21 protein-coding genes are annotated in these 22,065 nt (G+C 62.9%); 6 read left to right on the top strand and 15 right to left on the bottom strand.

The features are described 5' to 3' along the window. Positions 1–19 precede the first annotated feature (19 nt). The 9 genes from O0880_RS07745 to O0880_RS07705 form a co-directional block, all read right to left on the bottom strand. Positions 20–382: a hypothetical protein gene (locus tag O0880_RS07745; protein WP_289885883.1), complete on the bottom strand. Its 363-nt coding sequence runs from the start codon at positions 380–382 to the stop codon at positions 20–22. Between the two features lie 287 nt (positions 383–669). Continuing rightward, the gene (fabF, locus tag O0880_RS07740; RefSeq protein WP_071322906.1) at positions 670–1,920 is read right to left on the bottom strand and encodes a beta-ketoacyl-ACP synthase II; all 1,251 of its coding nucleotides are present in this window, start codon (positions 1,918–1,920) and stop codon (positions 670–672) included. 29 nt (positions 1,921–1,949) lie between these two features. Then, positions 1,950–2,189 (bottom strand): acyl carrier protein, encoded by a 240-nt coding sequence (gene acpP / locus O0880_RS07735; protein ID WP_008449912.1) that lies wholly within the window; start codon positions 2,187–2,189, stop codon positions 1,950–1,952. 178 nt (positions 2,190–2,367) lie between these two features. Then, a complete protein-coding gene (gene fabG / locus O0880_RS07730; RefSeq protein ID WP_166448064.1) occupies positions 2,368–3,111 on the bottom strand; it encodes a 3-oxoacyl-ACP reductase FabG in 744 nt (247 codons plus the stop codon). A gap of 49 nt (positions 3,112–3,160) precedes the next feature. After that, on the bottom strand, positions 3,161–4,102 hold the full coding sequence (fabD, locus tag O0880_RS07725; RefSeq protein ID WP_071322905.1) for an ACP S-malonyltransferase: 942 nt from the start codon (positions 4,100–4,102) through the stop codon (positions 3,161–3,163). A 32-nt stretch (positions 4,103–4,134) separates the two neighbouring features. Continuing rightward, a complete protein-coding gene (locus tag O0880_RS07720) occupies positions 4,135–5,133 on the bottom strand; it encodes a beta-ketoacyl-ACP synthase III (RefSeq protein WP_289885871.1) in 999 nt (332 codons plus the stop codon). A 15-nt stretch (positions 5,134–5,148) separates the two neighbouring features. After that, positions 5,149–6,216: a phosphate acyltransferase PlsX gene (gene plsX, locus O0880_RS07715; protein WP_071322903.1), complete on the bottom strand. Its 1,068-nt coding sequence runs from the start codon at positions 6,214–6,216 to the stop codon at positions 5,149–5,151. Positions 6,217–6,425: 209 nt separating this feature from the next. Next, a complete protein-coding gene (gene rpmF, locus O0880_RS07710) occupies positions 6,426–6,608 on the bottom strand; it encodes a 50S ribosomal protein L32 (RefSeq protein WP_034749653.1) in 183 nt (60 codons plus the stop codon). A gap of 313 nt (positions 6,609–6,921) precedes the next feature. Then, positions 6,922–7,419 carry a DUF177 domain-containing protein gene (locus O0880_RS07705; protein WP_071322902.1) on the bottom strand — a complete coding sequence of 166 codons (498 nt, stop codon included), beginning with the start codon at positions 7,417–7,419 and terminating at the stop codon, positions 6,922–6,924. Positions 7,420–7,630: 211 nt separating this feature from the next. Between O0880_RS07705 and O0880_RS07700 the strand changes: the two genes are divergently transcribed. Beyond that, entirely contained in the window at positions 7,631–8,239 is a 609-nt protein-coding gene (locus tag O0880_RS07700; RefSeq protein ID WP_289887315.1) for a Maf-like protein, read from the top strand. An 18-nt stretch (positions 8,240–8,257) separates the two neighbouring features. Then, entirely contained in the window at positions 8,258–9,010 is a 753-nt protein-coding gene (locus O0880_RS07695; RefSeq protein ID WP_289885870.1) for an SAM-dependent methyltransferase, read from the top strand. 9 nt (positions 9,011–9,019) lie between these two features. Here O0880_RS07695 and O0880_RS07690 read toward each other — a convergent pair whose 3' ends face one another. Both O0880_RS07690 and rlmJ read right to left on the bottom strand, forming a co-directional pair. Beyond that, positions 9,020–10,300 (bottom strand): EAL domain-containing protein, encoded by a 1,281-nt coding sequence (locus O0880_RS07690; protein ID WP_289885869.1) that lies wholly within the window; start codon positions 10,298–10,300, stop codon positions 9,020–9,022. A gap of 242 nt (positions 10,301–10,542) precedes the next feature. Then, positions 10,543–11,460 (bottom strand): 23S rRNA (adenine(2030)-N(6))-methyltransferase RlmJ, encoded by a 918-nt coding sequence (gene rlmJ / locus O0880_RS07685; protein WP_071322899.1) that lies wholly within the window; start codon positions 11,458–11,460, stop codon positions 10,543–10,545. A 272-nt stretch (positions 11,461–11,732) separates the two neighbouring features. On the opposite strand from rlmJ, the gene O0880_RS07680 reads away from it, so the two are divergent. Then, positions 11,733–12,161, top strand: coding sequence for a thioredoxin family protein (locus O0880_RS07680; protein WP_071322898.1), 429 nt, complete (start codon positions 11,733–11,735; stop codon positions 12,159–12,161). Between the two features lie 6 nt (positions 12,162–12,167). On the opposite strand, the gene O0880_RS07675 is transcribed toward O0880_RS07680, so the two are convergent. Together O0880_RS07675 and O0880_RS07670 are read right to left on the bottom strand one after the other, a co-directional pair. Continuing rightward, positions 12,168–14,441 carry a xanthine dehydrogenase family protein molybdopterin-binding subunit gene (locus O0880_RS07675; RefSeq protein WP_289885868.1) on the bottom strand — a complete coding sequence of 758 codons (2,274 nt, stop codon included), beginning with the start codon at positions 14,439–14,441 and terminating at the stop codon, positions 12,168–12,170. A 23-nt stretch (positions 14,442–14,464) separates the two neighbouring features. After that, on the bottom strand, positions 14,465–17,581 hold the full coding sequence (locus O0880_RS07670; RefSeq protein ID WP_289885867.1) for an EAL domain-containing protein: 3,117 nt from the start codon (positions 17,579–17,581) through the stop codon (positions 14,465–14,467). A gap of 261 nt (positions 17,582–17,842) precedes the next feature. Between O0880_RS07670 and O0880_RS07665 the strand changes: the two genes are divergently transcribed. Further along, entirely contained in the window at positions 17,843–18,349 is a 507-nt protein-coding gene (locus tag O0880_RS07665) for a DUF1993 domain-containing protein (RefSeq protein ID WP_071322895.1), read from the top strand. 82 nt (positions 18,350–18,431) lie between these two features. On the opposite strand, the gene O0880_RS07660 is transcribed toward O0880_RS07665, so the two are convergent. Next, the gene (locus O0880_RS07660; RefSeq protein WP_071322894.1) at positions 18,432–18,626 is read right to left on the bottom strand and encodes a DUF1289 domain-containing protein; all 195 of its coding nucleotides are present in this window, start codon (positions 18,624–18,626) and stop codon (positions 18,432–18,434) included. Next, positions 18,626–19,198 (bottom strand): DUF1415 domain-containing protein, encoded by a 573-nt coding sequence (locus O0880_RS07655; RefSeq protein WP_071326332.1) that lies wholly within the window; start codon positions 19,196–19,198, stop codon positions 18,626–18,628. The genes O0880_RS07660 and O0880_RS07655 overlap by 1 nt, the downstream gene beginning before the upstream one ends. Before the next feature lie 327 nt (positions 19,199–19,525). Here O0880_RS07655 and O0880_RS07650 point away from each other — a divergent pair, with 327 nt between their 5' ends. Together O0880_RS07650 and fabI are read left to right on the top strand one after the other, a co-directional pair. Continuing rightward, entirely contained in the window at positions 19,526–20,938 is a 1,413-nt protein-coding gene (locus tag O0880_RS07650; RefSeq protein ID WP_071322893.1) for a transglycosylase SLT domain-containing protein, read from the top strand. Positions 20,939–21,049: 111 nt separating this feature from the next. Further along, positions 21,050–21,838 carry an enoyl-ACP reductase FabI gene (gene fabI, locus O0880_RS07645; RefSeq protein WP_289885866.1) on the top strand — a complete coding sequence of 263 codons (789 nt, stop codon included), beginning with the start codon at positions 21,050–21,052 and terminating at the stop codon, positions 21,836–21,838. Positions 21,839–22,065: the final 227 nt, after the last annotated feature.

The following is a 22,065-nucleotide window of genomic DNA, read 5'->3' as shown; positions in this document are numbered from 1 at the left end:
TTCAGTGTTCGCCCCACTTTTATTCTTCCTTTCCCCGTGCCGCGATGGCCCGGCAAGCCACGGCCAGCTGGCGAAATGCCGGACAGCCGCGTCCGCGCTGCGCCAGCACGGTCACGCCGCGCCCCTGCCCGTCCGCCAGGCAGAGCACCAGCAGCGCCGGCCACAGGGTGGAGCCGGGCAGCAGGCGCAGCTGCGTTGACGCCGCCTCCGCACCCTGCCCCGCCTGCGTCTCGCCGCCCCAGGCGCCTGGCGCCGCGCCATGCTCCAGATATACCGCCAGGCGCAACTGGCCGACCGGCGAAATATCAAGCGCCTGCGGCTTTCTGCGCCTGCGCAGCAAAAGCAGCAATACCACCCCGCCAAGCGCACTCAGCATTGCCATAGGCCAGCCCAGGGCATGGCCGCCGACTGTCACGCCGGGCACGGCCGCGGCCCGCCAAGCGCCCGAAAGCGGCCAGGCAGCCAACAGCGCGCAGCAGGCAAGCATGGCTTGCAGCCAGCGCAAACAGACAGGCGTGCGAATGACAGCCGCTACCGCGATCGACATATACGTGGGAAAAACATCAGGCGCGCCGACACCATGTCGGGCAAATTCAGGCGCCAACGAACGTTGGCGCCGAATCAGCGCTCACTACGGTTTGACCGCAGTGAGCGCTTGAAAGTTCCTGCTTATTTCGCTTTACCGAAAATCAGCGTGCCATTCGTACCGCCGAAGCCGAACGAATTTTTCACTGCATAATCGATCTTCATTTCACGCGCCGTGTTGGCACAGAAATCGAGATCGCAAGCCGGATCCTGGTTGAAGATGTTGATGGTCGGTGGCGACACCTGATGGTGTACTGCCAGGACCGTAAACACCGCTTCCAGACCGCCCGCGCCGCCCAGCAAATGGCCCGTCATCGACTTTGTCGAGTTGACGACCAGATTCTTGGCATGCTCGCCGAAGGTGCGTTTGATGCCCATCACTTCCGCCACGTCGCCTTGCGGGGTCGACGTGCCGTGCGCGTTCAGGTACTGAATCTGATCCGGGTTCAAGCCTGCGTTGTTGAGGGCCGCGATCACCGATTTGCTGCCGCCGCTGCCATCTTCCAGCGGCGAGGTCATGTGATAAGCATCTGCGCTCATCCCGAAACCATGCACTTCGGCATAGATCTTGGCACCACGGGCCACCGCGTGCTCGTACTCTTCCAGCACCATGACGCCAGCGCCCTCGCCCAGCACGAAGCCGTCGCGGTCGGTATCCCACGGACGCGATGCCGTTGCCGGATCGTCGTTGCGGGTCGACAAGGCACGCGCCGAGGCGAAACCGCCCAGGCCCAGCGGCGACACGGTCGACTCGGCACCGCCGGCGATCATGACGTCGGCATCGCCGTACTCGATCATGCGCGCTGCCGCGCCGATGCTGTGCAAACCGGTGGTACACGCCGTAACGATCGCCAGGTTCGGGCCCTTCAGACCATATTTGATCGAAAGGTTGCCAGAGATCATGTTAATGATCGAGGCAGGCACGAAAAATGGCGAGATACGGCGCGGACCGCGCTTTTCGTACTCGGACTTGGTTTCCTCGATCAGCGGCAAGCCACCGATACCGGAACCGATGATGACGCCGATACGCTCGGCGTTTTCCTCGGTCACTTCCAGACCGGAGTCCTGGATCGCCTGGATGCCCGCAGCCATGCCGTAATGGATAAAGGTATCCATGTGGCGGGCTTCCTTACCGGAGATGTAATCTTCGATATTGAAGCCTTTGACTTCACCGGCAAAATGCGTGGTGAATGGCTGTGCATCAAACTTGGTAATCGTGGCAATGCCGGATTTACCTTCAATGATTGCGCCCCACGCCTCGGCAATAGTATTGCCGACAGGTGAAACGCAGCCCAGGCCGGTGACAACAACACGACGGTTTTTAGAACGGCTCAAGCGATTCTCCTGAAGTCGGTCAGACAGGCTTAGGCCTTGACGTGTGCGGTGGCGTAGTCGATCGCCTGTTGCACGGTGGTGATTTTTTCAGCTTGTTCGTCAGGGATTTCCATTTCGAATTCGTCTTCCAGGGCCATGACCAGTTCCACGGTGTCCAGGGAATCGGCGCCGAGATCGTCGACGAAGGAGGATTCGATTTTGATGTCTGCTTCTGCAACGCCCAGTTGCTCAGCGACGATTTTCTTAACGCGTTGTTCGATATCCGACATGTTATGGCTCCAAAGTGTGTGTTACGGAAAGTGCGCGCATTTTATCAGGTTTGCGCGTCCGAATACTAATTTCGGTGTCTGCTGCTAATTCGACCGAAGCTGCTGCTAAAAGATGCGATTATAGACAAAAACGACCGTTGAATCATGCCACAAACGGCCGCCCCGCCTTGCTTTCGCATCAATTCATGTACATTCCGCCATTCACGTGCAGGGTCGTGCCCGTGATATAGGCCGCTTGCGGCGAGGCCAGGAAGGCCACGGCGGCCGCCACATCTTCCGGCTTGCCCAGGCGCGACAGCGGAATTTGCGTCAGCAGTGCCGCGTGCTGCTCTTCGCTCAGCGCCTTGGTCATGTCGGTATCGATGAAGCCCGGGGCGATGCAATTCACGGTAATGTTGCGGCTGCCGATTTCGCGCGCCAGCGCGCGGCTCATGCCTTCCACGCCAGCCTTGGCCGCCGCGTAATTCATCTGCCCCGGATTGCCCGACGAGGCCACCACCGACGTGATGTTAATGATACGCCCAGTTTTGGCTTTCATCATGCCGCGCAGGACCGCGCGCGACAGGCGGCCAACGGCCGACAGGTTGGTGGAAATGACGCTGTCCCACTCTTCATCCTTCATGCGCATGGCCAGCTGGTCTTGCGTGATGCCCGCATTGTTGACGAGGATCGACAGGCTGCCATAGGTTTTCTGCACTTCGTCGACGACAGCGGCACAGCGCGCCGCATCCGTCACGTTCAGGACCAGGCCCTTGCCCGTCACGCCTTCGGCGGCCAGGTAATCGGTGATGGCCTGTGCGCCGCTTTCCGAGGTGGCGGTGCCGATGACGGTGGCGCCCTGCTTGCCCAGTTCGGTGGCGATGGCGCGGCCGATGCCGCGCGAGGCGCCCGTGACCAGCACGACTTGATTTGCTAAATTCATGAGTATCCTTAAAAGCAAGCGCGGCAGGCAGGCTGCCGCGATCTATTGTTTACTTGAGCTGCGTCAAAATGCGTTCCAGCGACGCCTGGTCAACGATCGCATCGCCCACCAGCACCGGATCGATGCGCTTGGCCAGGCCCATCAGGACCTTGCCCGGACCGCACTCGATCACTTGCGTGATGCCGTCAAGCGCGACTTTTTGCATGGTTTCCACCCAGCGCACGGGGCTGGCGGCCTGACGCACGAGCGCCTCCTTGATGCCGGCCGGGTCATTGACGATGGCCACGTCGACGTTGTTGATCAGGGCGATTTGCGGCGCCGAGAACGTCAGGCCGGCCATGTATTCGCGCAAACGATCCGACGCCGGCTTCAGCAGCGACGAGTGGAACGGCGCCGAAACGGGCAGCTTCATGGCGCGCTTGGCGCCCTTGGCCTTGGCCAGTTCGCAGGCGCGCTCAACAGCGGCCGTATGGCCGGCGATGACGACTTGCGCTGGCGCATTGAAATTGACGGGCTCGACCACCAGGGCCGGATTTTCCGCCGCCGCTTCCGCGCAGGCGGCGCGCACGTCGTCGTCCGACAGGCCCAGCACGACAGCCATCGTGCCCTGGCCGACGGGCACGGCTTCCTGCATGGCCTGCGCGCGGAAGCGCACCAGCGGCACGGCATCCTTGAACGCAATGACGCCGGCGGCGACCAGCGCCGAGTATTCACCCAGGCTATGGCCGGCAACGACGGTCGGCACGGCGCCGCCCGCCGCCAGCCAGGCGCGGTAGACGGCCACGGCGGCCGTCAGCATCACGGGCTGGGTATTCGTCGTCAGGTCCAGCTCTTCCTTCGGACCTTCGGCAATCAGCTTGCCCAGGTCGAATTGCAGCGCGTCCGACGCTTCGGCCACGGTCTGGGCCACGACCGGGTTGCCGGCGAAACCGTCGAGCATCGCGATCGCTTGCGAGCCTTGGCCTGGGAAAACAAATGCAAATTGTGTCATGTCGACTCCGTTTTTTTAATAGTGTTGCGGTATTACATGCGCGCCAGCACGGCGCCCCAGGTAAAGCCGCCGCCCACGCCTTCCATCATGACGTTGTCGCCCTTCTTGACGCGGCCATCGCGCACGGCGATGTCGAGCGCCAGCGGGATCGAGGCGGCCGAGGTATTGCCATGCTGGTCGACCGTGACGACCATCTTTTCCAGCGGCAAGCCGAGTTTCTTGGCCGTGCTGTTCATGATGCGGATGTTCGCCTGGTGCGGGATCAGCCAGTCGATCTGGTCCGAAGTCATGTTGGCGTGCGCCAGCGCTTCGTGCGCGACTTTTTCCAGCACGGAGACGGCCAGCTTGAACACGGCCGGGCCATCCATGTACAGGAAGGCGCTGCCGGCCAGCGCGCCGCCGGCCAGGCTGCCCGGCACGCTGAGGATGTCCGAGTGGCGGCCGTCCGCGTGCAGCTTGGTGGCGAGGATGCCTGGCTCGGCCGAGGCCGTCATGACGATGGCGCCGGCGCCGTCGCCGAACAGCACGCAGGTGCCGCGGTCGTCGAAATTGAGGATGCGCGAAAACACCTCGGCACCGATCACCAGCACATTCTTGTGCATGCCCGACTGGATGAAGCTGTCGGCCGTGGCGACCGCATACACGAAGCCGCTGCAGACGGCTTGCACGTCGACGGCGGCGCAGTTGTTGGTGATGCCCAGCTTGTTTTGCACGATGCAGGCGGTGCTGGGGAAGCTGCCGAAGAAATCGGGAGTCGAGCTGGCGACGATGATCAGGTCCAAGTCGTTGCCGTTCAGGCCAGCCATTTCCAGGGCCTTTTTGGCCGCTTCCACACCCAGGTCCGAGGAATTTTGCGACGGCGCCGCGTAATGGCGCGCCGAGATGCCGCTGCGCGACACGATCCACTCATCCGATGTCTCGATGCCCTTGGCGGCGAGCTGTTCGGTCAAATCCTGGTTGGTGACGCGCTTCTCCGGCAGGTAGCTGCCGGTACCGATAATTTTGCTGTAGATTTTGCTAAAAACAGTCATGCAAGTACCCGTCCACTAAATGGTAGAGCTTGTTGATGTAGGTTCGTCCGGTACTGGCGTGCGCGGCATCAGCTCGGCAATCATGCTGGCCAGGTGCGCTTGCACGTCATTTTTTGCCGCATCAAAGGCGCGGCGCAAGGCCCATTCGAACGAATAGGCATCGGCGCTGCCGTGGCTCTTGAAGACGAGGCCACGCAAGCCCAGCAGGCTGGCGCCGTTGTAACGCGAAGGATTCAGGCGGTTACCGATGGCTTTCAGGGCGCCGCGGGCGATCAGCGCGCCCAGCATGGTAATCGGATTGCGCTTGAATTCGGACGTCAGCACGTCTTTCATGAAGCGCGCCAGGCCTTCGATGGCTTTCAAGGTGACATTGCCGACGAAGCCGTCGCAGACGACGATGTCGGTGGTGCCCTTGAAGATATCATTGCCTTCCACGTTGCCGTAGAAGTTCAGCGCGCCACGCTCGTGGTCGGCCTGCAGCAGCTTGGAAGTGAGTTTCACCACTTCATTGCCCTTGATATCTTCCGTGCCCACGTTCAGCAAGCCGATCGTGGGACGGGCGATGCCTTCCATGGCGGACACGAGCACGGAACCCATGATGGCGAACTGGTGCAAGTGATGCGGCTCGCAATCGACGTTGGCGCCCAGGTCCAGCATGTAGGTGGGACCATTCTTTTGATTCGGCAAGATGCTGCAGATGGCCGGGCGGTCGACGCCCGACATGGTTTTCAATACATAGCGCGACACGGCCATCAGGGCTGCCGTATTACCGGCGGAGACGGAGGCTTGCGCCACGCCGCTCTTGACCTGTTCGATGGCCACGCGCATGGAGGAATCCTTCTTGCGGCGCAGGGCCACTTCGAGAGGGTCGTCCATGGTAACTTGTTCGGAGGCATGCAGTACCGACAGGCGCGGATGCGTGTCGGCTTTATGTTTTTTCAGTTCGGCACGGATCACGTCTTCCAATCCAACAAGGATCAGTTCGGCTTCAGGCTCATGTTTTACGAAGGAAATTGCTGCGGGGATAGTGACTGAGGGACCGTGATCTCCGCCCATGCAGTCGATAGAAATTTTGATTGTCATTTGTGTTGATTCAGTACCGCTGCGGGCGTGCGGCAAGATGTGAATCGGACTGGAGCATATGCAGGGCGCAGCATATCATGCATAGACCTGGGCAGCTTGATTCAAAATGACGGTGTGCAAGATGAATTGCAGCCGATAAAAAAGAAGAAGCGGCGCCACGCCGAATAACCACGCAACACCGCTTTCATCTTACCCAACAAAAACGTCGATTACTCGTCGTTTTTGGTCTTCAGCACTTTACGGCCACGATAGAAGCCGTTAGGGCTGATATGGTGACGCATGTGGGTTTCGCCGGTAACTGGCTCGACGCTCAATTGCGGCGCGACCAGGAAGTCGTGCGAACGGTGCATGCCGCGCTTGGAAGGGGTTTTCTTGTTCTGTTGAACTGCCATGATGACTCCTAATACATAAGTTCTAAAATTTTAGCACAATCGATTAGCAAATACATGCGAATCGAGTATCCCAGCGGCAAAGACTACCCGAAAACAGTCCGTACCGACATCGTTTATTACAATTACATTTCACTACACTTGCCATACTCGATTACTACACGCGTTTGACACGTTCTTTACTGGAAGCATAAAAAACCTACTGCGCTTCCCGTTCTCGCCTCGGCGTTGCTCAGCATACCTTCGTACGCCTGCGCTACTCGAGACGATATCGGGCCGCTCGCTACGGTTTTTAAGGCTTCCTTTCCTGCACTACTTATTCTGGCTTCAAGTCTTTCAGTGCCGCGAACGGCGACTTCTTTTCAGTCTTGAGAGCATCGAGCTGCGCCGTATCGGGGCAGACGTCATGTTTGGGTACCTGCGGCAAGGCCAGCAAGGCTTCATCTTCGATCAGGGCCGTGGCATCCATGGTGCGGCTGCCAACAATCACGTCGATCGTTTCATCGTTGATGATTTCTTCGATCTCGTCCGCGTGCTCGTCATCCTTGCCCAGCATCAGAACAGTCGAAGAATCTATCGTATATGCATACGGGGTCAGGCAGCGCTGGCAAACCAGCTGAACGGTGCCGTTGACCGACAAGGTCAGTTGTGGGTAGCCCAGCTTGCTGGTGCCGCCGACGACCTTCCAGGCGATCTCGCCGGAAGCATCTGCACAATCCTTGGTCAACCGGGTCATTTCAGCGACAGGAGTTACACCCTCGCGGCTCCCGCTGATACGACAAAAATCAAAGGCGTCGATCACAAAAGCATTCATTGGTAGAAAATTTCCCCGGAAAACCTGCGATAATAACAGGGTTTTGAGCGCCGAGTCAAAGGCTAAGCATCTTTTTTGATGCATTTATCAACACCGCCATGCCGCCTGGAGCCTCATTGACGGGCTCCGTGCCCGGGATTCCGCTGGAATCGCCATGGCCCATATCACGACACCTACTATCGCGGCCATGCCGGCCGCCATCCGCTACCGAATGATACCAACTTCCGCCCCATCGCGCTTGATTCTTGCATCGAGTTCCACCTACCGCAAGGAATTGCTGAGCCGCCTGCGCCTGCCTTTCGAGGTGGCCGTGCCCGATCTCGATGAAAGCCCCCTGCCCGGCGAAAGCCCCAGCGCCACGGCCCTGCGCCTGGCGCAGGCCAAGGCGCAAGCCGTCCTCGACCGCTTCCCCGGCAGCCTCGTCATCGGCTCCGACCAGGTCGCCACGCTGGACGGCGCGCAGATCGGCAAGCCGGGCAACCATGACCACGCCCTGCTGCAACTGCAAGCCATGCGCGGGCACCAGACCGTGTTCCACACGGCCCTGTGCCTGCTCGACGGCCGCCACACGCCCGCCGTGGCGCAGGTGGAAGACATCCAGACCCGCGTCACCGTGCGCGACCTGCCCGATGCCGAACTGGACGCCTACCTGCGCCTCGAGCAACCGTACGACTGCGCCGGCAGCGCCAAGAACGAGGGGCTGGGCATCGCCATCCTCGAGCGCATCGACAGCACCGACCCCACCGCCCTCACCGGCTTGCCGCTGATCGCCCTGACGGGCATGCTGCGCCGCGCCGGCGTGGCGTTCTTCACCCTTTAATACATCGACAACAAGAATATGACCGGCACCCTGTACCTGATCCCCAACCACCTCGGCCTGTCCGACAACAGTGCGGCCGATGCGCTGGCCCACATCATTCCAAGCCAGGTGCGCCAGATCACCTCGCAGCTTGATTATTTCGTCGCGGAAAACGCCAAGACGGCGCGCGCCTTCCTGAAACTGATCGGCATCGAGCATCCGCTGGCCAGGCCGCTGCAGGAAATCACCATTTCCGAGCTCAACGTGAATACCCCGGCGCAGGCGCTGGCCGGCTTGCTGGCGCCGCTGCTGGCGGGGCGCGACGCGGGCCTCGTGTCGGAAGCGGGCGTGCCGGCCGTGGCCGATCCCGGCGCCGACCTGGTGCGCCTGGCGCACCAGCACGGCATCAAGGTGCGCCCGCTGGTGGGGCCGTCGTCGATCCTGCTGGCCGTGATGGCCAGCGGCCTGAATGGCCAGAGCTTTGCCTTCAATGGCTACCTGCCCACCGACGCCGCCCTGCGCGCCAAGCGCATCAAGGAGCTGGAAAGCCGTTCGCGCCATGAAAAGCAAACCCAGCTGTTTATCGAGACGCCGTACCGCAACGCCGCCATGCTCGAGGCGCTGGTGTCCCAATGCGCGCCATCGACGCTGATCTGCGTCGCCACCGACCTGAGCCTGGACACGGAAAGCGTGCAAACATGGAATGGCGGACAGTGGAAGAAACAATTGGCGGCAGGCAAGACACCGGACTTCCACAAGAAGCCGACCGTTTTCCTGCTGCTGGGCCAGTAAGCGCGCGCGTCAATGGGCGGCGTGCGACAGCCCCTGCACATAGCCGTTGACCCATTCGTAGGCCTCAAGCTGGATCGCGCGCAGCTCGGCATCGGATAGCCGCAGCTGCGCCAGCATGGCATGCGTGGCGGGACCGTCGTCGGCCTGCTCGAGCCGCTCCACGAGCGCCAGCATCTGGCCCAGTTCGCCATGGCGCAGCAGCAGCGCGTCGCCGACCTTGCTACTGACGCGCACGCTGCTGATGACTTCGCTCATCCGCATGGAAAACAGCACATCCATCAGCGACATGATGCCGACCGTAAAGCCGATATCGGCCTCGTGCTGCTGGCCGGGGCGCAGCCTTTCCACCATCAGCTCGAGCAGCTTGCCGCGCGTGGTGGCCAGCTGCAACAGCGGCGACGTGCCTTGCGCGCCCGCACCCGGCTTGACATACAACAAGATCTGCAGCCAGCGCCGCAGCTGGCGTCGCCCCAGCACCAGCAGGGCCTGCCCCAGCGTTTCCACGCGCGCGCCGGTGCCGATGGCGGGTGTATTGACCAAGCGCAAGAGGTTCAGGCCCAGCATCGCGTCATGCTTGATCCGGTGCTCGATCTCGCGGTTATCGGCCTCGCCCTGGATCAACTCGAGCAAATGCAGGATGGCCAGCTCGGAGACCGACATTTTCTTGCCACTGAGGATGATCGGCCGCGCAAAGTAATAGCCCTGGAAAAAATCAAAGCCCAGCGCCAGGCATTGCTCGAACTGGGCCGGCGTCTCCACCTTTCCCGCAAGCAACTTCTTGCGCGAGACGGCCAGCATCTGCGCCAGGCCCGGCAACGCTTCCGCGGCCAGCAGGGAAATATCGACCTTGATGACGTCGATCAAGGGCAGCAAGGGCTGCACGTCCGGCGTGTCGCAGGCCACATTGTCGAGGGCAAAACGAAAACCTTCCTGACGCAGCGCGCTGATGCGCGCCAGCAAGGCCGGCGTGGCGCGCACCGTGCTGAGGATTTCCAGCACCACGCGGTGGTGCGGCAGGAAACGGATGAAGTCGCTCATCAACGCCACCGCATCGACGCCGATGAAGGCCAGCTGCAAGCCCACCACCTGCTCCATACCCACATCGGATGCGTGGGCGATCACGCTGGCCGTGGCGGCCACGGCGTCGCCGTCGGCCGCCGCCTGCTGCTGCGCCGTACCGCGCAGCAATAGCTCATAGGCGACCAGGCGCTGCTCGCGGTTCAGGATGGGCTGGCGGACCAGGAAAAAATCGTGCTGCGGAGAAACAGGGGATAGCGGCGACATATTCATACGAATAAGCACATTCAAGGAGACAGCGGTGCCGCACTGGGGCCGCGGCGGGCCTGGCGCCGGGTAAATCCGGCACTTGGCAAGCAGTATAACGCCATCTCTTTTGGGGCCGTGTTTTGCAGCGTGCGCCGCTGGCGCCAGCGCCAGCGCCCCCATAAGCGGGGTGCCGGCTGTGCCGCAGGAAAGGCGGCACGACCACCGCGCGGCAGGGCGCCGCGCCGATGGACAGGCAGGACGCGCGTTTACACGCGGCGGGTGCCCGTGTTTTTCATGCCGCCCTTGCCCGTTTCCAGGACAAACTTGGCGCCATCGTCGCGGCCCAGCACCTTGACCAGGTAAGGCATGACTTCGCGCAACATCGGTTCGAGCGTGTACGGCGGGTTCAAAATGAACATGCCGCTGCTGTGCAAGCCAAAACCATCGGGCGACGGCGTGTTCACCGTCAGGGTCACATGCAGCCAGTCCGAGCATGGCAATTGCTTGAGCTTGTCGGCGAACTGGCGCGATTCCATGCGCTGCAGCACCGGATACCAGACGGCGTAGATGCCCGACGGGAAGCGCACGAGGGCGTCGGCCAGGGTATCCTTGACCTTGCGGTAATCCATCTTGTCTTCATACGGCGGGTCGATCAGCACCAGCGCGCGGCGCGATGGCGGCGGCAGCAGCGCCTTCAGGCTCTGGAAGCCGTCGGCCTTGGTGATGATGACGCGCTTGCCGCGCACGGTAGGACGCTCGCCCTGGGCCAGCGCATGCGCCTCGACCTTGCGGAAGTTGTCGGCCAGAATTTTCGCATCGGCAGGATGCAGTTCGAACAGGCGCAGACGGTCTTGCTCACGGCCGACCTTGTCGGCGCAGTACGGCGACCCCGGGTAGTAGCGCATCTTGCCGCTCGGATTCATTTCCTTGATCAGCTTCATGTACTCGGCCAGCGAGGCCGGCAAGTCCGTGCGGTCCCACAGCGGGGCGATGCCCGTTTCGTACTCGGCATTTTTCGAGGCATAGCCGCCGTCGAGCGCATACACGCCCGCGCCGGAGTGGGTATCGATATAACTATAGGCGGTATCTTTTTGATTCAGGTATTGCAACAACTGAATCTGCACATAATGCTTCAACACATCGGCGTGATTACCCGCGTGAAAGGCGTGGCGGTAACTCAACATAAGCTGGCTAATTCCATAATAAAATATAAACAAAGGCGGGGCTGCGCTGACACCGGGCAGGGCATTGAGAACAGACTGGAGGAGTCAGGCTGCGGGGCCAGGAACAGCATGGACCAGCGTAATCAGCGCGCAATTACCAGCATTATCCACTAGAAAGGTGTCTTGCATCAAAAAACGCCGATAAACAAGCTCATGCATTCCCGGGACTGGCGTGGCCGGGCGCGGTAGAATACGCGGATTCGCTCCCGCCCCACTAATTAAGCAGACAAGCCATGCACAGCCTGACCCTCACTACCGATAACCGCGGCGACGTCGCGGCAGCCCTGGCCGGCCCGCGCTGGACCGTGGCCTGCCTGTGCGCGCTATGGTGCGGGACGTGCGGCACCTACCGCGCCACGTTCGAGGAACTGGCCGCGCGCCACCCGGACAAGGTCTTCGTCTGGATCGACATCGAAGACCAGGCCGACGTCGTAGGCGATCTCGACATCGAAAACTTCCCCACCCTGCTGATCCAGCACGAGGACAACGTGGCCTTCTTCGGCACCGTGCTGCCCGACGGCGGCCTGGCGCACCGCATGGTGCAGGCGCAGCAGGCGCTCAGCGCTACCGAGCTGGCGGCGCTGGCGGCCAGCACGCAGGAGCGGCGCGACTGGCAGCGCGACTGCAATCTGCGCACGCTGCTGGCCGCCACCCTGGCCTGACAGCCATCAAGCGAGGCGCAGCGGCAGGCTGCGCAGCCGTTTCCCCGTCAGGCTGAACACGGCGTTGGCCACGGCCGGCGCGATCGGCGGCGTGCCCGGCTCGCCCACGCCTTCGGGCGGCTCGGCGCTGGCGATGATGATGGTTTCCACTTCCGGCGTCTGGCCCATGCGCAGCACGGGATAGTCGTGGAAATTGCTTTGCTGCACGGTCCCCGCCTTGAACGTGATCTCGCCGCCCAAGGCCGCCGACAGGCCGAACAGCACGGCCGATTCCATCTGCTGGGCGATGATGTTCGGATTGACGGCGATGCCGCAATCGATGGCGCAGACGACGCGCTGCACGCGGATGTCGCCATTTTCCACGGACACCTGCGCCACTTGCGCGACGATGCTGCCGAACGACTGGTGCAGGGCCACGCCATGCGCATGGCCCGGTGGCGGACTGCCCGCCTTCGCCACGGCGGCATCGAGCACGGCCAGGTGGCGCGGATGCCGGACCAGCATGGCGCGGCGGAAGGCGACGCCATCCTGCCCCGCCGCATGGGCCAGTTCGTCGATAAAACTTTCCTTGAAGAAGGCGTTGTGCGAGTGCCCGACCGAGCGCCAGTAGCCGATCGGCACGGGACTGTCGGCAATCACGTGGGCGATGCGCTGGTTGGCGATTTCATACGGCATGTCGAATTCGCCTTCGGCCGTGGTCTTGTCCGGTCCCGCGCCCGGCAAGCCGAAATTGCGCTGCAAAAACTGGTGCGTGATGGAGCCGCTGACGGATTTGTTGTCCCAGGACGCGATGCGGCCGTGCTCGTCGAGGCGGGCCGTAAAGCGCGCCAGCGCGGCGGGACGGTACATATCGTGCTGCGTATCCTGTTCGCGCGTCCACACCAGCTGCACGGGCGCGCCATCGCACTGCATCGCGATGGCCACGGCTTGCGCCACCATGTCCACTTCCAGCCGGCGGCCGAAACCGCCGCCGAGCAGCAGCACCTCGATCGCCACGTCTTTTGCGTCGACGCCGGCAACTTTCGCCGCCACGTCGACGGCGATGCCGGGCGCCTGCGTCGAGACCCACAAGGTCACCTTGCCATTTTTCACCTGGGCGGTGCAGTTGACGGGCTCCATGGCCGCGTGGGCGAGGAACGGCGCGCGGTACTCGGCGCTGACCTGGCGCATGGCCTGCACGGCCTTGCCCTCGACCTCGCCGCTGCTGTAATACGCAAAGCCCGCTTCACTATCGAGCAGGCGGCCAAAGTCGGCCAACACGCTTTCGCTGGACAAGCCCGCCTGCGGCCCGGCCGCCCAGCGCACGGGCAAGGCGGCGGCGGCCGTCTTCGCGCGCCAGTAGGTGTCGGCCACGACGGCCACGCAGGACACGCCACGCCGGCCCAGCGCCGCCGTCAAGTCCGCCACCTTCCTGACGCCGGGCAGCGCCAGCACGGGCGCCGCGTCGAACGATGCGAGCGTATCGCCGAGGCGCGGCGGCAGCTGCAGGGCCGCATACAGCATGCCGGGCGGGCGCGCATCGATGCCGAAACGCGCGCTGCCATTGACTTTCGACGGCGTGTCGCGGCGCGGCGCGGGCTGGCCGATCAGCTTGAAATCCGCGGGCAGCTTCAAGGCGGGCGTGCCCGGATCGATGCTGGCGGCATGCCGCGCCAGGCTGGCGTAGCTGGCGCGCCGGCCATCCGGGTGCAGCACTTCACCGTTCTGCGTGCGGCATTGCGCGGCCGGCACCTGCCACAGCGCCGCGGCAGCGCCAACTAGCATGGCGCGCGCCGCCGCGCCCGCCTCGCGCATGGGGCCCCAGCCATCCTTCACGCTCGACGAGCCGCCCGTGACGATCACGCCCAGTTCGCGCGCGGCCTTGGCCACCGTCCACTGCGCCAGCGCCTTCAGGCGCCCCCGGTCGTCCGGGTGAAACGGTAAGCCATCCGTGAGCATGGCGACATTGCCGAAGATTTTATCCATAGGCGCCTGGATCAGCCTGATGCTGGACAAGGGCACGTCGAGTTCCTCGGCCACCAGCATGGGCAGGGCCGTGTGCACGCCCTGCCCCATTTCGCTGCGCGGCATGGCCAGGATCACCGTGCCGTCCGTCTGGATGGCCAGCCAGCCGTTCAGGGCCACGGCGCCATCCTGCACCGGCAGCGGCGCGCTGCCGTTCAGGCGCTGGCGCGGCGGCAGCACGCCCCAGCCCAGCACCAGGGCGCCGACGCCGGCCACGCCCAATCCCAGGCCGCCAAGCAGAAAACGGCGGCGCGACGTGGCTTTTTCTCTGCTCATGGGATCTCTCTCTATCGAATTAGTTAATCATCACGCCAGCGCTCCAGCATATCCTGTGCCAGCACCGGGCGGCTATAAAAATAACCTTGCGCCAGCTTGCAGCCGTGGCGCAGCAGGAACGCCGCCTGCTCTTCCGTCTCCACGCCTTCGGCGATCACGGACAACTGCATGCTCTTGCCCAGCTGGATGATGGCGATGGCGATGGCTTCGTCGTTCACGTCCGTCGAGATATCCTTGATGAAGGAGCGGTCGATCTTCAGGGTTTGCACGGGCAGCTGTTTCAAGTACGCCAGCGAGGAATAGCCGGTGCCGAAATCGTCGATGGCCAGGCCCACGCCGATGGCGTGCAAGTCGTTGATGAAGCCCAGCGCGTCGCCCGTGTTCATGATCACGGATTCCGTCACTTCCAGCTGCAGCCGCTGCGGCTCGAGGCCCGTTTCCTTGAGGATATCGGCGACCATGCCGGCGATGCTGCCCCGCTCGAACTGTTTTACCGACAGGTTCACGGCCATCTTCGGCACGCGCAAGCCCTGCGCCTGCCAGCGCATCATCTGGCGGCACGCCTCGTCGAGCACCCATTTGCCCAGCTGGTTGATGAAGCCGCTGTCCTCGGCCAGCGGAATGAAGCGGGCCGGCGGCACCAGGCCCAGCTCCGGATGGTTCCAGCGCACCAGCGCTTCGACGCCGACCAGGCGGCCCGTGTCGATTTCCACCTGCGGCTGGTAATTGAGGAACATCTCGTTCTTGTCGAGCGAGCGGCGCAAGAAGGTTTCCAGGCGCAGGCGCTCGACGCCCTCGCCCGTCATCGACGGCGCATAGAAGCGGTAGCCGTTGCGCCCGCGCGCCTTGGCCTGGTACATGGCCACGTCGGCGTTACGGATCAGCATGTTCAAGTCCAGCGCATCGTCCGGATACAGGCTGATGCCCACGCTGCAGGTGACGAATAATTCGTGGCCGGCCACCGTGAACGGCTGCTCGAACATGGTCATCAGCTTTTCCGCCACCTGCGTGGCGCCATATTCGCCATCTATGCGTTCGAGCAACACGATGAATTCGTCGCCGCCCAGGCGCGCCAGCGTATCGCCTTCGCGCAGGCGTTTCGACAGCTGGCCGGCCACCTTTTGCAGCAATTCGTCGCCCACATGGTGGCCCAGGGTGTCATTGACATTCTTGAAGCGGTCCAGGTCAATGAACAGGATGGCCAGCTGCTCCTGGTCGCGCGCGGCGCGCAGCAGCGCGTGCTGCAGGCGGTCGTGGAACAGCAGGCGGTTCGGCAGCGCCGTCAGCGGGTCGTGGTGCGCCATGTGGTCGAGCTTTTCCTGCGACTCCTTGATCAGGGTGATGTCGCTGAACACGCCCACGTAATGGGTGGTGGCCGCGCGCGTGTCGCGCACGGCGCTGATGGTCAGCCACTCCAGGTACACCTCGCCGTTCTTGCGCTGGTGCCAGATTTCGCCGCGCCAGAAACCGCTGGCCTTCAGCTCGTTCCACATGGCTTCGTAAAAGCCCGCGTCGTGGCGCGCCGAGCGGTTCAGCGACGAGTGCCGGCCCAGCGCCTCGGCTTCGCTGTAACCGGTGATCTGCGTGAAGGCGGGGTTGACGGTGACGATGATGCCGCTGGCATCGACCACCATCACGCCGTCGGCGATGTGCTCGAGCACGGTGGCCGACAGGCGCAGCTTTTCCTCCGCCTCCTTGCGCGCCGTGATGTCGGCATACACCCAGATGCTGCCTTCGGTGGGCCGCAGCGGGTCGAGCGCGCAGCCGCTCACCAGCGCCCAGAACAGGCTGCCGTCGCGGCGCTGGTACTGGCGCTCCTCGCTGAAGTCGCCGCCGGCCGCCAGCGCCGGGTACTGGCGCTCGCCCGCCTCCTCGAAGTCGTAGGTGGTGGCGAACACGATGGCCGTCGAATTGCCCGTCATTTGACCGGCATCATAGCCAAACAGCTCCTCGCAGCGGCGGTTGACGGAGATGATGCGGCGGTGGCGCACGAACATCACGCCGAACATCACGTTATCGAGAATGGCGCTCTGCTCCGTCAGCAGGGCCTCGATGCGCATCTCGTGATGCTTGCGCTGGCTGATGTCGGCGATGATGCCGTCGACCCAGGTCACGCCCGGCTCGCCCGCCTGCGGCTGGCCATTCTCGGCCACCCAGCGCTCGGTGCCGTAGGCGTCGACGATGCGGTATTCGAGCGCATACGGCTGGCCTTCGGCGATGGCCTGCCTGACGGCGCGGCGGTGTTCGCGGCGGTCTTCCGGACAGATCAGGTCGGCCCAGGCATGCGTGCTGCCGCGCATGAACTGGCGCGCCGAATAGCCGGCGATTTCCTCGATGGCGTCGCTGACGAAGTCGATGGGGCCGTCGGGACGGTAGCGGAAGACGGCGCCCGGCACCTGCGTGACGATGGTGCGGAAACGCTCTTCGCGCTGGCCCACGTCCTCGAACAGCTGGCGGATGGCCGCGCGCATCTGCTCGAGCTGGGCCATCAGGCGTCCCAGCTCGTCATTGCTGCCCGACGCCAGGCGCGTGTCGAAATCGCCATGCGACAGGCGGTCGGAAAAACGCATCAGGCGGCGCAGCGGCTTCAGCAGCCGGCGGTTCAGGAACAGCACGATCAGCGCCATCGAGATGGCCAGCTGCGCGCCGAGCACGAAAATATACGACATCTGCTTTTCGCGCAGTTCCTGCTGGCTGCGCGCATCGTCCATCTCGACCACCACGTGTCCGATGCGCTCGCCGCGCACGAGGATGTCGCGCTCGGCCCGGTACAGATTGCCGACGGGGCGCTGCGGCGCCTGCAGGCGGATGAATTCCGTATCGCCCTGCCCCACCACCTTCACCAGCAGCACGGCGCGGTCGCGCATCACCGACTCGACCAGCGAGTGGGCCGATTCCGCGTTCATGTTCCACAGGGACTCCTGCATGCCCAGCGCGAGGATGTCGGCATTGCGCTGCAGCGCCTCGTTCAGGCTGGTGCGCGCCGACTGGCGCTCGTGCACGCCCACCAGCAGGTAGCTGCCGATGATGGCGGGCAGCACGAGGCCGCCAAACACCACCAGCAGCAGGGCGCCATAGATCGACGAGCCGTACAGGGCGCTCAGGCTGGAACGCAGGCGTTGATAGGGAGAATTAGACATGCAGGAACAGGGCAACAGGGATCAGGCGAGCGATCATCGAACTTTACAGGGGAGCGTGGGTGATAGGGCGGGAAGAAACTTTTTCAGAAGCAATTATGCATGGAAAAAGCGGGAAAAGTCACCAATAAACACGCGCAGGCAGTGACGTCATGCCATATAGACAGGACTGAAAAACCACACGCCGGCCAGCGCGCAGAGCGGGCGCCAGCAGAAAAGCGCGCGGCTTGCTATCATCGCGCCACTTCACCTAGAGGAACCACCATGACCTTCTCCATCTATTCCGCATCGATTCCCGTCTTCAAACAGATCCTGGGCAGCCTGGCCGCCATCCTCGACAAGGCGGAAACGCACGCGCAAGACAAGAAAATCGACCCGAACGCCCTGCTGCAATTCCGTTTGTTCCCGGACATGCTGCCGTTCGTGCGCCAGATCCAGATCGCCACCGACTTCGCCAAGGGCTGCGGCGCGCGCCTGGCCGGCGTGGCCGTGCCGCCGTATGAAGACAGCGAACAGAGTTTTGCGGAACTGAAGGCGCGCATCGTGAAAACCATCGCCTTCCTGGAAAGCCTGCCGCAAGCGGACATCGACGGCAGCGAAACGCGCGCCATCACCACCGGCAGCGGCGAAAAGACCAAGCATTTCACGGGCCAGACGTATCTGTTCCACTACGCGCTGCCGCACTTCTTCTTCCACGCGACGACGGCGTACGACATCCTGCGCCATAACGGCATCGAAGTCGGCAAGAAAGACTTCATCGGCAGTTTCTGAGACGCCCAAGCAAATCGTCGCGAGCGGCGACGATTTGCTCAAGCGCCGACGCAATAGGGATACTTCCCTGTTGCGTCGCTGTTCAAGTATTCCGGCGCGGATAGCCTTGCGCCAGGATGCGCACCCACACCACTTCCTTCTCTTCATCCGTCATCGACACCCAGTGGGCCACTTCCACCACGCTGCGGCCGCAGCCGCGGCAGATTTCATCGAACGTCGTCGAGCACACGGCCACGCACGGCGTGTCGGGGCGGAGCGGCAAGTCCTTGTCGGCCATCAGGACACCTTCGGCAAGCCGAGTTGCTCCCAGCCTTCGATGCCCAGCTTTTCCAGGGTGGCGATATTCTTGTCGAAAATCTCGGACGCTTCCGGGAAGGCCTCGACGGCCCGCTCGATGCTGTCTTCGCGCAGCAGGTGCAGGGTCGGATACGGCGAGCGGTTGGTGTAGTTGCTGATATCGTCCTCGAACGTTTCCGCGAACTGGTAGTGCGGGTGGAAACTGGCCACCTGCAGCTCGCCAGCCAGGTGCATGTCTTCCACGGCCGCATCGGCCACATCGAGGAATTCGTTGTAGTCGAGGAAATCGTTGAGCGTGTACGGGTGGATCAGCAGGGTCGTGTCGATCTGCTCGGGGTCCGTGTCGGCCAGGATTTGCAGCTCGTCCATCAGCAGCGCCAGCAAATCTTCCGGATTTTCCGACTCGCACACCACGTAGCGGATCTGTTTCTTGACGTGCACGGCCTTGGCGAACGGGCACAGGTTCAGGCCGATCACGGCCTTTTCCAGCCAGGCGACGGTATTGGCGATGATGACGGCGTTGTCGTCGTCGTGGCGCGGCGGGGTGTTCATATGCATGACTCTCTATCAATAAGGCGGCCGGCGGCTGAATGGCCGGCCAAAGCCAAATTGTACGCACTTTTGCGCAGCCTCATACCCGGCGCCGTCCAGGCTTGCGCCGCGCCCGTGCCCATGTATGCTATAACAGCGGCCGAATCACGCAAATGGCAAATTAAATTTGCAATAATTGCATTATTAGCGAATGGAAACTTAGCTATTTCCCCGTATGTGCTGTCATCATGCTGACATAATTCTTGACTCCGGCATGGGGATATACGTACACTCGCTGCTTAATCATGGGTCTGTCCGATGTTTCTCCGACGACAACAATGGAACACTATGCACGAAAACTCCTTTAAATCTACCGTCCTGGCGGCGTTGGCCCTGGCGCTTGCGCCCGCCCTCAGCCAGGCGTACGAAGCCGGTGTTGAGAGCGATAACGCGCCAGTCGCCGCCACCACACCCGCCCTGATCCCGATGACCGCCCAGGTCACGGCGAAACTCCCCACCCTCGACAACCGCCTGCAAAAGACCGACCGCCTGCTGAAAAACCTCAGCGACAGTTCCGATCCGCTGCGCGAAGCCGACGTCTGGGGCCGCATCCGCAGCGGCTATGCGATTCCCGACATTAACAACCAGCTGGTGGCCAACCACGTCAACTGGTATGCCACGCGCCCCGACTACATCGCCCGCACGACGGCGCGCGCCTCGCGCTACATCTTCCACGTGGTGCAGGAACTGGAAAAGCGCGGCATGCCGACGGAACTGGCCTTGCTGCCGTTTATCGAATCCGCCTTCAACCCGCAGGCGTTCTCGAGCGCCAATGCGGCCGGCATGTGGCAATTCGTGCCCGCCACCGGACGCGACTTCAACCTCAAGCAAAACATGTTCAAGGACGAGCGCCGCGGCGTGCTGGCCTCGACCGATGCGGCCCTGACCTACCTGCAGCGCCTGTATGACATGTTTGGCGACTGGCAGCTGGCCCTGGCCGCCTATAACTGGGGCGAAGGCTCGGTGCAGCGTGCCATCAAGAAAAACCAGGCACTGGGCAAGCCCACCGACTTCGAAAGCCTGGCCGACCTGATGCCGGCCGAAACGCGCAACTACGTGCCCAAGCTGCAGGCGGTGAAAAACATCATCGCCAATCCGGCCCAGTTCGGCCTGACCCTGCCCGTCGTCGACAACCAGCCGTACTTCACGGCCATCGACAAGACCAGCGACATCGACATCACCGTGGCCGCCCAGCTGGCCGAGCTGTCGATGGATGAATTCAAGGCCTTGAATCCGCAATTTAACCGCCCCGTCATCATCGGCGGCGAAAAGACCAAGATTCTGTTGCCGCAGGAAAACGCCGCCAAGTTCACCACCAACCTGGCGCAATGGGGCCACGCCTTGTCGAGCTGGACCACGCACAAGATCACCAATGCGCGCGAACGCATCGAAACGCTGGCATCGAAATTCGGCACCACGGCCGACGTCCTGCGCCAGGCCAACAACATTCCCCAGCGCACCCGCCTGCGCGCCGGCTCCACCATCCTCGTGCCGAAAACCTCGGCCACGATGAATAAGGACATCACGCAGGAAATCGCCGACAGCGCCACCATGCTGCTGGAAGCGGACCGTCCGGAACGCGCCGCCAAGGCCGTGCGCCGCGTCGCCAAGGGCGGCAAGGTGCAGGCTGCGCCTATTTCTCTGGTGAAACCGCGCATCCAGCGCGGCGGCGGCAATAGCCGCGCAAAAGCGCGCCACTAAGCAGCGCTACGCCTGATTGGTACTGGAAACACGCCACCGGCCGCCACAGCTTAGCTGTCGCGGCCGGTGGCACATCCGCCCTACCGGCCCACCACCCAGACAGGAGTCGTCATGGCTTTCTTGCAAGGCAAAAAAATTCTCATCACGGGCCTGCTGTCGAACCGCTCGATTGCCTATGGCATCGCCAAGGCTTGCCACCGCGAAGGCGCGACCCTCGCCTTCACCTATGTGGGCGAGCGCTTCAAGGAGCGCATCACGGAATTTGCCGCGGAATTCGGCAGCGAACTGGTGTTCGACTGCGACGTGTCCAGCGACGAGCAGATCGGCGCCGTGTTCCACGACTTGGCCCGTCACTGGGAGCGGCTGGACGGCCTGGTGCACGCCATCGGCTTCGCCCCGCGCGAAGCCATCGCCGGCGACTTCCTCGACGGCCTGTCGCGCGACAGCTTCCGCATCGCACACGACATTTCCGCCTACAGCTTCCCCGCCATGGCCAAGGCCGCCCTGCCCCTGCTGCATCCGGGCGCCTCGGTATTGACCTTAACCTACCTGGGCGCCGTGCGCGCCGTGCCCTACTACAACACCATGGGCCTGGCCAAGGCGTCGCTGGAAGCGTCCGTGCGCTACCTGGCCGAATCGCTGGGCCCGCGCGGCATCCGCGCCAACGGCATCTCGGCCGGCCCCATCAAGACCCTGGCCGCGACCGGCATCAAGGACTTCAGCAAGCTGCTGGGCTTTGTCGCCGAGCACGCCCCGCTGCGCCGCAACGTCACCATCGAGGAAGTCGGCAATACAGCCGCTTTCCTGCTGTCCGACCTGGCCTCGGGCATCACGGGCGAGATTACCTACGTTGATGGCGGCTTTTCGCAAGTGATGGCGGTCAATCCGGAAGTGGAGTGATGCGGCAGGGGCGGACGGGCCTGGCCTGCCCGGCGCCAGCCGCCCCCCCATCAGGCCCGACCGGACGGGGCATGGCGAGGTCGGGCCCGCCAGCTTCGCGGCCCTGCGCCGCCCATCCGCCAAAAACTACGTATTTCTACTGATTTCACATAGGAAACATGCGAAAAACGTGGTAGGACTCGCGCTTCTTCCCATTTAGGCAGTGCAAAACGGCGGCAAATACGGTA

It is taken from the genome of Janthinobacterium sp. SUN118, from assembly GCF_030397695.1.
In the GTDB taxonomy this organism is placed as follows: domain Bacteria; phylum Pseudomonadota; class Gammaproteobacteria; order Burkholderiales; family Burkholderiaceae_D; genus Janthinobacterium.
This window is presented reverse-complemented; position numbering and strand designations above follow the sequence as displayed.